Here is a 12,335-nt window from a genome sequence, read left to right on the forward strand (position 1 = left end):
ACTTGTAAGGATCTAAACTAAGGAAGATGATGAGTGTATAAGTCTATTAAAAAAAAGGTTAATAGTAACTTTTTTATGAAAATTATTGAATCCTTTCTAGGTAAAGGCTCTTTTTTAATTCTATCATTGGTATTTTCATATGTTTGTACTAAATTTTATGGGGCCGAGACTTTTGGTGTTTATGTTTATGCATTCACAATAGTACAAATTTTTATGGTTTTTGTGAAACTTGGGTTAGATAGTGGGTTAATGTATTCAATACCTAAAAATGGATATAAACATATCACGTTAAGTTTCTTAGTTAATTTGATATGTTCTTTTCTGGTGATATTAGTCTTCTTATTTACAATTGAGGATATGTATTTTAAATACATGGTACCTTTAATTTGGTTTCTCTCAGTTGAACAGTTATTTTTTAGTATCTATAGGTCAGTAGGGAAAATAAAAGAGTACTATTATATAAATGGCCTATTAAGTATGGTACTGAGAATACTATTGGTAATTATCTTATATTATATTTCAGGTAAAAACGAATATAGCATTGCCATAGGGGTATACATATCATTTTTTATCTCAGTATTCATATATTTTTCCCAACACAGTAGTAAGTTTAAAAAGTTAGTCTTTGATAAAAAATATTTACTTTATTCTTTACCATTGGTTTTATCTACAATGACGGGGATGTTAATTAACCGTGTGGATTTATTGATGATTGGTAAAATGTTAACTTTTAAGGAAGTTGGTATTTATCAGATTATCGTACAAATTTCTAACATAACAGCAGTATTATTAATGATCTTTAATACTGTATTTGCACCTGAAATCGCAAAATTATATCATCAAGGTAAACAAACCGAGCTAACAAATTTATATTCTAAAGCAACAAAAATATTGGCTCTATTTTCACTCATACTAACTATATTTATAATACTATTCACTCCTATCTTATTACCCATATTTGGTTCTGATTTTATTTTAGGAGAGCAGGCTTTAATAATAAGGAGTTTAGGACAATTTGTTAACATTGCAGTTGGGGGCGTGTGGTGGATGTTATCGATGACTGGATCTCCGAAATATCAATTGTATGTTAACCTCTTTGCACTTCTATTAAATTTTATCCTCAACTTGTTCTTAATACCTCAATATGGAATTAATGGAGCTGCATTTTCAAGTATGGTAACAATAATAATTGCGAATATAATAGGTTATGTTTTAGTATCAAAAAAATTTGGAGTTAAAGTATTTAAGTTTTTTTAACATGAACATTTTAAAATTATGTTGGATTTGAACTAGTGTCAGGAGGTAATAAATAATGAAAGAATTAAGCCACCTCGATCAACTCGAGGCTGAAGCAATCTATATTATTCGGGAAGTCGCAGCTGAATGTGAAAATCCGGTCATGCTTTATTCAATCGGTAAAGACAGCTCTGTTATGTTGCATCTTGCAATGAAAGCTTTCTATCCGGAAAAACCATCTTTTCCGTTCATGCATATCAACACGACGTGGAAGTTTAAAGAAATGATTGAGTTTCGTGATCGTAAAGCAAAAGAATTAGGAATTGAAATGATAGAACATATCAATCAGGAAGGTGTTGAACAAGGAATCAACCCGTTTGAGCATGGTTCAGCTTATACGGATATTATGAAAACGCAAGCATTGAAGGAAGCTTTAGATAAATATGGATTCACTGCTGCATTTGGCGGCGGTAGACGTGATGAAGAAAAATCACGTGCAAAAGAGCGTGTCTTCTCTTTCCGTAATAAGAATCACGCCTGGAATCCGAAGAACCAGAAACCTGAAATGTGGAAGCTTTATAACACAAGAATTAATAAAGGGGAAAGCATGCGTGTCTTCCCACTTTCAAACTGGACAGAAAAAGATATATGGCAATATATTCGCAGAGAAAATATTGATATTGTACCATTATATTTTGCTAAAGAAAGACCGGTCGTCTTTCGTGATGGGAACATCGTGATGGTGGATGATGACCGAATGCAGTTAAAACCTGATGAAAAGGTAGAAATGAAGAAAGTTCGTTTCCGTACATTAGGCTGTTACCCTCTTACTGGTGGTGTAGAGTCTGAAGCAGATACTTTAGAAGAAATCATTGAAGAAACGCTTGGAGCGGTTTCTTCAGAGCGGACAAGTCGTGTCATTGACCAAGAGGCTGCTGCCAGTATGGAAAGACGTAAGCGAGAGGGGTATTTCTAAAATGAAGAGTCTATTGAAATTCATTACGTGCGGAAGTGTGGACGACGGAAAATCAACTCTAATCGGACACATGCTTTATGATGCAAAGCTATTGTTTGCGGATCAAGAAAAAGCGTTAGAACTAGATAGTAAGGTCGGTAGTCGTGGTGGAGAAATTGATTATTCTCTTCTCCTTGATGGACTAATGGCTGAAAGAGAACAAGGAATTACAATCGATGTTGCGTATCGTTATTTTACAACTGATAACCGTTCGTTCATTGTTGCCGATACACCTGGGCACGAAGAATATACACGAAACATGGCTGTTGGTGCATCTTTTGCTGATTTAGCCATCATTCTTGTAGATGCAACAAAGGGTGTCATTACTCAAACAAAACGACATGCACGTATTTGTTCGTTGATGGGGATTAAACATCTTGTATTAGCCGTTAACAAAATGGATTTGATCGGTTTTGATCAAAATCGTTTTGATGAAATCAAAGAAGATTTTAAGCAGATGACATACGGATTCAATCTTGAGAGCATTCAAGTTATTCCTGTTTCAGCAACAGAAGGGGATAATATTACAAAAAAATCGGAGAATACACTTTGGTATGAAGGTTTACCTCTTTTACCATATTTGGAGAGTATTGATGTCCGTAAAGAAAACGAACAGAACAGCTTTCTTATGCCAGTCCAGCGTGTAAGCCGGCCAAACCACACATACCGAGGCTTCCAAGGTCAAATTGAAGCTGGGAATATAACAGTAGGGGACGAGGTAATCACCTTACCAAGTAATGAAAAAGCAAAAGTAAAGAGTATTTTAGTAACAGATAAAGAGATGGAGTCTGCCGTTGTTGGACAACCTATTACCATTCAGTTGGATCGTGAAGTCGACGTTTCTCGTGGGTGTGTATTGACTACAGAGGAAAATATTCAAGTAACAGATATGTTTACGTCTACGATTCTATGGATGGATGATAATCCCTTGGTCCCAGGCAGGAACTACTTAGTCAAAGTAGGGACGAAAATCCTTCCAGGAACCGTCATGTCCATTAAACACAAGATCGATATTAATTCTGGGAAGCATATTCCATCAGACAGAACCTTTAAGAACGAATTGGTAGAATGTGATATTTCCCTATCTGAAAATATGGTCTTTGATACATTTGAAAATAATGAAGTCTTGGGTGGTTTGATTTTAGTGGACCGTGTAACGAATATGACTTCAGGATGTGGGGTCATTTCTCACGCCCTTCGTAGATCAACCAATGTTGTATGGCAAGAGACAGATATAACGAGAGTGATTCGTTCGCAACAAAAAGGGCAGAAGCCTTTGACTTTATGGTTTACTGGTCTTTCAGGTTCAGGGAAATCCACCCTTGCAAATGAAGTTGAGAAACGTTTGGTATCGATTGGACACCACACGATGTTACTTGATGGTGATAACATACGCCATGGTTTGAATAAAAACCTAGGATTTAAAGAAAGTGACCGTGTGGAAAATATTCGTCGTATCGCTGAAGTAGCAAAGCTGATGAATGATGCCGGAGTTATTACATTAGCCTCATTTATTTCACCATATGAAAGTGATCGGAAAAACGCGAGAGAAATCGTTGGTAAGGAATATATCGAAATATTTGTCAGCACTCCACTTGAAGAATGTGAAAAACGGGATGTAAAAGGCTTGTATAAAAAAGCACGTAATGGGGAGATTCCGAACTTTACTGGTATATCAAGCCCATACGAAGAACCAGAAAATCCAGAAATCGAAATCGATACAAGCAAGTATTCATTAGAAGAAGCAACAGAGTATGTAGTGACACGAGTAATGGATTATTTAGATTGAAATGAGTTAAAGCTACTATCGTTTTATGGTAGTAGCTTTCTTTTTTATGTAATTTGATTTTTTGAAGATGGATTGGAAAGGGAGACTTCCCTATGTCGGTTGAAATGATATTTGTATTTATTATGATCGTAGTCATGTTAGCTGCTCTTCTATTCGAGGTAGCACGCCCAGATATGATTATTTTTTCTGTTGTCGTAATCTTTTTAATTACAGGACTATTAACCCCAGAAGAAGCTTTAAAAGGCTTTTCAAATCAGGGGATGTTGACGGTAGCTCTATTATTCATAGTAGCAGGAGCGGTCCAAAAGCATGGGATTATCGATCAAATCATGAAGCGATGGTTGAATAAAAGCAGAAGTGTCAGAGGTTCGATGTTACGTTTCTTTTTGCCTCTTCCACTTTTTTCAGCATTCTTAAATAATACGCCCATTGTCGTAACGTTTACTCCTATTATTAAAAAATGGTGTGAAGATCGGGGAATCGCACCTTCTAAATTTTTAATTCCTTTATCATATGTAACGATTTTGGGTGGAACCATCACCTTGATGGGTACGTCAACCAATCTAGTCGTACACGGCATGTTGCTTGATAATGATTTAGAAGGATTTACATTATTCCAACTCGCTATAGTTGGAATATCGATTACGATTATAGGCTTTATTTATTTATTTACAGTAGGGTACAGACTCTTACCGAATCATTTAGGTTTTCGTGAACAAGTTATAGCTGATTCAAGAGAGTATATTGCAGAGATGACTGTTCAGCCGAATTTCGCTTTTTTAAATCAATCTGTTCAGAAAGCTGGTTTAAGAGACTTGAAAGGTCTTTATTTGATTGAAATCATTCGGGGAGAAGAGAGAATTTCTCCTGTCCGATCGACAACGATTATTCAAACTGGCGACCGATTAATCTTTACAGGGTTGATTTCTACAATAGCCGACTTACAAAATATAAAAGGATTATCCCTTGAAACAGGGTCTGATTTAGAATTAGAGGACTTAAAAAACGGAAGTATCCAATTGGTGGAAGCGGTAGTATCACATCAATCCTCTTTATTAGCAAAAACGATTAAACAGTCACAATTTCGATCGCGATTTGATGCAGGAGTGTTGGCTGTACATCGAAATAATGAAAGGATTAAAAGTAAAATCGGGGACATTATTTTGCGACCTGGTGATACATTACTACTGCTTACGGGCTCTGACTTCATTCGAAAATATCAACAATCGAGTGACTTCTATGTTGTGTCTTCGTTAGATGCTCCTACAAATCTCCATGAAAACCCTAAAAAAGGATGGCTGACCATAGGATTGTTAGTAGCGATGATTCTACTGGTTACCCTTGGTGTGTTAAGCATGTTCAAGGCGATGGCATTAGCTGTGTTTTTATTAATCGTCACCAAGATGATTACACCGGAAGAAGCAAAAAAATATGTTCAATTTAATGTGCTTCTGTTGATTGCTAGTGCATTTGGAGTCGGTGCAGCGATGACCAAAAGTGGTTTAGCAGAATGGCTGGCTAAAGGTTTACTTACATTAGGAGAGCCATTTGGCTTATTTGTTATCCTTTTGTTGGTCTATCTATTAACAAATATTTTTACTGAATTAATTACAAATAGTGCGGCGGCAGTATTGATGCTTCCGATTGGACTTGAACTTGCATCTTCATTAGCTGTTTCCTATATGGGGTTTGCAGTGATCATTGCGATTGCGGCCTCAGCTAGTTTTATAACTCCTATAGGCTATCAAACCAATTTGATTGTGTATGGACCTGGAGGCTACAAATTTAAGGACTATATTAAAGTTGGGACTCCTTTAAGTTTATTAGTAATGGTCATTACGGTTACAATAGTGAATTTCGTATGGTTTTAGGATTTTAATATAGTAGAAGGCGGTTTTAAAATAATGAAGAATTTTAATTTATACGATCTTTTCAAAATCTCTTTAGAGGCCGGAAAAGAAATTTTAGAGGTTTATGCACAAGATTTTAACGTGGAATATAAAAATGATGATTCTCCACTGACTATAGCAGATAAACAAGCTCACAACGCTATAATGAAAGGATTAAATACACTAGATCCTATTCTACCTGTATTGAGTGAAGAGGGAAGAGAGATACCTTATAGTGAACGGAAAGAATGGGAGCAATTTTGGTTAGTGGACCCACTTGATGGAACAAAAGAATTTATTAAGAAAAATGGGGAGTTTACTGTAAATATTGCACTAATTGAAGGAAAGTATCCTTCGATTGGAATTATATACGCTCCAGCGTTAGATACGTTTTATTTTGGGCGAGTTGGAAATGGAGCCTATAAATTAGAAAATGCTTCTAAGGTAGAAGTAGCAAATGAAGAAGAATTGATTCAGAAAAGCATGAGACTACCTGAAATAGAAGAACGTAAAGTAACACGTGCTGTTGCAAGTAGATCGCATATGTCAGAAGAAACGAAAAGCTTTATTAAAGAATTAGAAGCAAAGCATGGAGAAGTAGAAGTTGTTTCATCAGGAAGTTCATTAAAGTTTTGCTTAGTGGCAGAAGGGAAATCAGACTATTACCCACGATATGCGCCCACAATGGAATGGGATACAGGCGCCGGACAAGCGATTGTTGAAGCTGCAGGTGGAAAAGTGTCGAGGTATGAGGACGCTGAGCGTTTTTATTATAACAGAGAAGATTTACTGAACGGCTGGTTTTTGGTTAAACGTTTTAATTAACTATTTTTGTAAATGTAGTATTATAGAGGGTGAATTTAATGAAAATTACTATCGCTGGAACAGGTTATGTAGGCTTATCAAATGCCATATTACTGGCTCAACATAACGAAGTAACTGCACTGGATATTATCCAAGAAAAAGTAGATATGATTAATAATAAAAGGTCTCCGATAATAGATAATGAGATTGAAGAATTCCTAGCAACAAAAGAATTAAAATTAACTGCAACAACGGACAATTATAAAGCATTTAAAGATGCCGAATATGTAATTATATCTACACCTACAAATTATGATCCTGAAAAGAATTATTTTAATACTAGAACTGTTGAAGCTGTTATTGCTAATGTTTTATCCATTAATCCCGATGCAGTGATGGTTATTAAATCAACAGTTCCAGTAGGTTATACAGAAGCGATACGAGAAAAATTTGAGACAGAAAATATTATCTTTTCTCCAGAGTTTTTAAGAGAAGGTAAAGCATTATATGATAATTTGTATCCTTCAAGAATTGTTGTGGGTGAACAGTCTAAAAGAGCAAAAGTATTTGCAAACTTGCTAGTTCAAGGGGCTATTAAGGAAGATATTCCTGTGCTATTTACTAATTCAACAGAAGCGGAAGCTATTAAACTATTTGCCAACACATACCTTGCGATGAGAGTCGCATTTTTTAATGAGCTCGATTCTTATGCAGAAGTAAGGGAATTAAACAGTAAGCAAATTATTGATGGAGTTGGTCTAGATCCACGAATAGGTGATCACTATAATAATCCATCCTTTGGTTATGGTGGCTACTGTTTACCTAAAGATACAAAACAGTTATTAGCGAATTATGTGGATGTTCCAAATAATATAATGACAGCTATTGTTGATGCCAATAGAACAAGAAAAGACCATGTTGCCGAAATGATTATTAGGAAAAATCCTAAGATTGTCGGTATCTATCGACTTGCTATGAAAATGGACTCGGATAATTTTAGGCAGTCAGCTATTCAAGGAGTTATGAAACGCATTAAAGCAAAGGGCATTGAAGTCGTTGTGTATGAACCAGCACTTCAAGAGGAGACATTCTTTAATTCTCGAGTAATAAATGACTTTGAAGAGTTTAAAAGAATATCAGATGTAATCGTTGCGAATCGATTATCTGATGATCTACATGAAGTAGAGGATAAGGTATATACTAGAGATTTATTTAGTAGGGATTAGTAAATGGCTTTTCAAAAACATTGGTAGTTAGTATTTTTCAAGAGTGAATGAAGAAAAACAAATAGTACAAAATCCCCTGAGCATTCTTAGCTCAGGGGATTTCTGTTATGCAGTTATTTCTGTTTTGATAGATTCAATGTTTCTTTTTCAAAATCCCTCAGCAATTGGATAGTTTTGTTCTTTTTAATAGAGAACATGGCTGTTTCTTTAACGGGTTGTACTACTATATTGTCAACTATGATTGGTTCTTCGCCTTTTGCGGTTAGTGTTATTCTATGTTTTCCTTCTTTGAGTTTTGTGGTTTGTACGATTTTACTTAGTGTGAGATAGGTTTCGTCAGGTGAATCGGAAACTAGGACTTCTCCGACGACCTTTCCGTCAACTTTTGCCTCTAAGTATACATCTTTTTCGGGAAGGTGTTGTTTTTCTAATGCTGCGTATATGAGATATTCTCCGTTTTTCACTTCTACCTCTTTTTCGATTGCTTCTCCATCTTCTAGTTTTACGAGATTTCCACTGTAAAGAGCATCTCCGGTCCAGGCTTCTTCAGGTTCAATGACTTCAGGTTCTCCAGCTGCAGTTTTAAAATCTTCTGCTTCATGAATAGTTTTCGTATGTCGATCGATTGTTTTAGCATATAAATATTTACTAGCCTGGTTTGATTCTTTGATCGTTTGCAGAGCAAGAAGGGCTTCAATAGTCGATTCTGCCCCGGAATTCAGATTTACTTCACCTGTATCGCCATTCAATCCGTCATAGCCTCTTCCGGTTCCTGGGTCATACATGGCAAAATCAGCATCATTGTTCCCGGTGAACCAGGAGCCTGCAAGACCTGCGTATTGTGCATATGTTTGATCATTGGTCGCTTGATAGATTTCCATGAATCCCTGGACGAGCATGTTGACGCCATAGGCGATTTGTTCATCCCTGGTTGGCGTCGGTGCCATCTCTTTTATCATGCCCGCTGCGAGGATGTGTGTGAAAAGATGGTCGGCTTCATCTTTTGCCGATTGGATCCATTCTTCTTTATCCAGTACATTCCCGGCTTTTGCTAGAGCGAATGCCTGGCTACTGCCCCATGCATGCCAGAGAGTTGGGGAGCCGTTCCATCCTAAGTGTGCGCTGTATGGATAGTCATCAAAATCCCCCGCTTGATATTTTGATAGTCCTTTTCCAAGCTTGAGCATCGAGTCCTTAACCAGTACGTCTTCTTTTGCCGAATAATATTCAGCCAGACCTAACAAGGCATTGGACATCGCATCAAATCCAGTGATCCATTTCGGCACCTTTACGCCGTGGACGGTTTCATAATTTCCATATTCGTCGTTGATCTGATTTTGTAACGCTTCATTTCCCAATAAAAAGCTTTCCTCCAGCTCGGCGGCATAGGCTGGGTCTTCTTTTTCGAAGACTTTATAGCCGTGTCCGAGTGCCCACATCGCTCTTGCTGCCCACCAGTCGAATGATTTTACACTCGTCGGTCCGTCTTTATTGATGGAGTGGTCTTCGTTGATGAAATTATAGAATTCGCCATCATCTGCTTGCATGTGCATGACAAAGTTCAAAAGTTTCTTCGCTTTCTCAAGCGAAGCATCGTTTTTCGTCTGTTCGAAATCAGTCAAATAGACAATTGCTGCACGTGCGACATCATCCACACAAGCGATTCCTTCACCAGATGCATCGACCCACTCATAGTCCGGATATTCCGAATAGATGTGGGTGATCAACATTTCCGTACCATCAATGGTGACCTCCTCATTCAGGGAGTCGAGATGGGATAAGTTAATTGGGACATCGTTTTTCGGTGGTTGTTTTGCGATCGCTGAACCATTGAACGACAACAATAGAGCGATAATCAGGAATACATTCATTGCTTTTCTGTACATATCGAATCCTCCTAGATGAACAAAAGTGATCAATCCCCTTAACACACTGACCACCTTTTAAAAGCTCACCTCCTCTGATTCGTTAACGTTTAGCTCCCGGTCGGTAACTTGTCGATTCTCTTTTGATTAAGTTTGCCGGTAAAAGCGTTTCCTCGTGTGGTTCTTCGGCATTCCCCATCCTCCAGAACAATCGCTCCAGTGCTTTTTTTCCGAATAGCGGCAGATCGATGCCCATCGTTGTTATTCGTGGTGTTGAAAGACGGGACAGCTGTCCATCATCAAAGCTGACGACAGAAGCTTGTTCAGGAACCTGGATGTCTTTCAGCTTCAATCCGGAATTGACAAGATATCCGAGTCCATCGTTGACACAAAACCAGGCAGTCGGTTGCTCGGATAAGTGGGCGATATAATTGTTGATGATCTGATCATCCTCTTCGGCATCACTGAAAATGAACTCTTCCTTTTGCTTGATTCCGTAGTCTTTTAAAGCAAGTTGATACCCTTCCAGTCGTTCCTGATAGCTCGGTGAAAAATCGATGTTCCCTACAAAAGCGATGTCTTTGTGCCCCAACTCGATCAGGTGCTGGACTGCAGTATACGCTCCGAACCGGTTGTTCGTTAAAATTGCATCCGCCTGGATCGTCGGGTGATGATGATCGATGAGCACGGTCGGGATTCCCGTGGCGATTACTTTGTTGATGTAATCGTTGCTGATGTGTGAGAGTACGAGCACCCCATCGACTGATTTGTCTTCAATAAAAGACGGTAAAATCAGGTCATCACTCGCTTGCTGGCTGACGGATTGGATCAAGAGGGTTTTATTATGTTTGTGAACTTCACGCTCGACGGATAAGTAGATTTCTCCAAAGAAACTTGTCAGCGAAAAAGCAAGATCTGATGCGATAAGGGCGATTTTTCCGGATTCCGCCTGGTTTTCTGATGTTGCTGGAGTTTTAGGGGTGTATCGGTATCCGAGCTCATCGGCTGTTTGATAGACTTGTTTCCTAGTCTCTTCGCTTACTCCAGGTTTGCCACTCAAGGCTTGTGAAACAGAATTTTTCGAGATTTTCAATTGATCGGCAATATCCTGCATCGTCACGCGTTTTGCCATATATATTCAACCTTTCTCATTCAAGGTAAATTTGTCATGTTGGTAATGATTAGTAACGTTACAAATTACTATACATATTTTATTGGTTTTTATCAATATCTATTAATGGTTTTTAATCGTGGATATGTAATTTTGTCATTATGTGTTGACATTACAAGTCATCCTTGTATAATTACAAACAAGGAATATTCGCATTACAGAACCTTGTAACCATTTTATCATAACCACCTTTAAAAGCGCTTTCAAAAAGTGGGAATACAGCTAGAGAATTTGGAGGAACGTACATGAATGTAGTTCGATTTCAAGAGAATCCTCTGATCACACCATCAGATGTCAAGACGTTCCATGACAATCATGAAGTCATCGGGGCTTTCAATGCAGGTGTTGCAGAATACCAGGGGGAAACGTTGTTGCTTTTAAGAGTAGCGGAGCGCCCGATCAGTGAGGATACGACCATTGTCAAAGCTCCGGTGATCGATTTTTCGGAAGGTGAAGGAAAACTTAGGATCATTGAGTTAGATGTTCATGATGACCGCTATGATTTTTCCGATCCAAGGACAGTCCTTCATAATGACTCGAAAAACCGGACAGCAGCATACCTAACATCGCTTTCATACATCCGGATCGCCCGGAGTAAGGACGGCGTCAACTTTACAATCGATGATGAACCGTTCATCTATCCGGAGACGGAACGTGAAGCCTGGGGAATCGAAGACCCGCGGGTCACACAGATTGGAGATACCTATTACATCCAATACAGTGCGGTGTCCGCTGAAGGGATCGGCGTCGGGCTAGCATCGACAAAGGACTTTGTCAGCTATGAACGTCACGGGTTGATGCTTCATCCGGAGAACAAGGATGTCGCGATCTTTCCAGAAAAGATCAACGGAAAATACTATACCCTCCATCGTCCGGTGCCAAAAGGAATCGGGAGACCTGAAATCTGGATAGCGGAATCGGACAATCTCTTATACTGGGGCAACCACCAATACTTATTAGGTTTAAGTGAAGATGGCTGGGATAACGGACGGATCGGTGGCGGAGCGGTGCCGTTCAAAACCGAGAAAGGCTGGCTCGAAATCTATCATGCCGCAGATCAAAACGATCGCTATTGCCTGGGAGCCGTTCTGTTGGATTTGGATGACCCGGCGAAGGTCCTTGCCAAAACGGAAGAACCGATCCTCGTGCCAGAAGCGGATTATGAAACAGACGGATTTTTTGGAAACGTTGTCTTTACGTGCGGTGTCACCGTGCAGGGAGATAACGTGAGAGTCTATTACGGTGCAGCGGATACATCGATGGCCGTAGCGGACCTTAGTGTGGAAGAGATTTTTTCTAAGTTGAATTATCACAATGTTCTTACAAAAGTGAGGTGATCG

The 12,335-nt window shown here is 38.6% G+C and carries 9 protein-coding genes; 7 read left to right on the top strand and 2 right to left on the bottom strand.

Annotation, left to right across the window (positions count from 1 at the left end):
• Positions 1-33: 33 nt before the first annotated feature.
• The 6 genes from N8M93_RS09955 to N8M93_RS09980 all read left to right on the top strand — a co-directional run bounded on the left by N8M93_RS09955 (position 34) and on the right by N8M93_RS09980 (position 7,959).
• The gene (locus tag N8M93_RS09955) at positions 34-1,257 is read left to right on the top strand and encodes an oligosaccharide flippase family protein (protein WP_261131475.1); all 1,224 of its coding nucleotides are present in this window, start codon (positions 34-36) and stop codon (positions 1,255-1,257) included.
• Positions 1,258-1,309: 52 nt separating this feature from the next.
• The gene (gene cysD, locus N8M93_RS09960) at positions 1,310-2,212 is read left to right on the top strand and encodes a sulfate adenylyltransferase subunit CysD (protein ID WP_396125542.1); all 903 of its coding nucleotides are present in this window, start codon (positions 1,310-1,312) and stop codon (positions 2,210-2,212) included.
• 1 nt (position 2,213) lies between these two features.
• Positions 2,214-4,040: an adenylyl-sulfate kinase gene (cysC, locus tag N8M93_RS09965; RefSeq protein ID WP_261131478.1), complete on the top strand. Its 1,827-nt coding sequence runs from the start codon at positions 2,214-2,216 to the stop codon at positions 4,038-4,040.
• Between the two features lie 92 nt (positions 4,041-4,132).
• Entirely contained in the window at positions 4,133-5,911 is a 1,779-nt protein-coding gene (locus N8M93_RS09970; protein ID WP_261131479.1) for an SLC13 family permease, read from the top strand.
• A gap of 33 nt (positions 5,912-5,944) precedes the next feature.
• Positions 5,945-6,754, top strand: coding sequence for a 3'(2'),5'-bisphosphate nucleotidase CysQ (gene cysQ / locus N8M93_RS09975; protein ID WP_261131480.1), 810 nt, complete (start codon positions 5,945-5,947; stop codon positions 6,752-6,754).
• Positions 6,755-6,792: 38 nt separating this feature from the next.
• Positions 6,793-7,959 (top strand): nucleotide sugar dehydrogenase, encoded by a 1,167-nt coding sequence (locus tag N8M93_RS09980; protein WP_261131482.1) that lies wholly within the window; start codon positions 6,793-6,795, stop codon positions 7,957-7,959.
• 113 nt (positions 7,960-8,072) lie between these two features.
• Here the strand turns inward: N8M93_RS09980 and N8M93_RS09985 are convergent, their stop codons facing one another.
• Both N8M93_RS09985 and N8M93_RS09990 read right to left on the bottom strand, forming a co-directional pair.
• The gene (locus N8M93_RS09985) at positions 8,073-9,845 is read right to left on the bottom strand and encodes a hypothetical protein (RefSeq protein WP_261131484.1); all 1,773 of its coding nucleotides are present in this window, start codon (positions 9,843-9,845) and stop codon (positions 8,073-8,075) included.
• Positions 9,846-9,927: 82 nt separating this feature from the next.
• Positions 9,928-10,956: a substrate-binding domain-containing protein gene (locus N8M93_RS09990; protein ID WP_261131486.1), complete on the bottom strand. Its 1,029-nt coding sequence runs from the start codon at positions 10,954-10,956 to the stop codon at positions 9,928-9,930.
• 284 nt (positions 10,957-11,240) lie between these two features.
• Between N8M93_RS09990 and N8M93_RS09995 the strand changes: the two genes are divergently transcribed.
• Positions 11,241-12,332 (top strand): glycoside hydrolase family 130 protein, encoded by a 1,092-nt coding sequence (locus tag N8M93_RS09995; RefSeq protein ID WP_261131488.1) that lies wholly within the window; start codon positions 11,241-11,243, stop codon positions 12,330-12,332.
• Positions 12,333-12,335 lie beyond the last annotated feature (3 nt).

It is taken from the genome of Bacillus sp. Marseille-Q3570 (genome assembly GCF_946151055.1).
Classification (GTDB): domain Bacteria; phylum Bacillota; class Bacilli; order Bacillales; family Fictibacillaceae; genus Pseudalkalibacillus.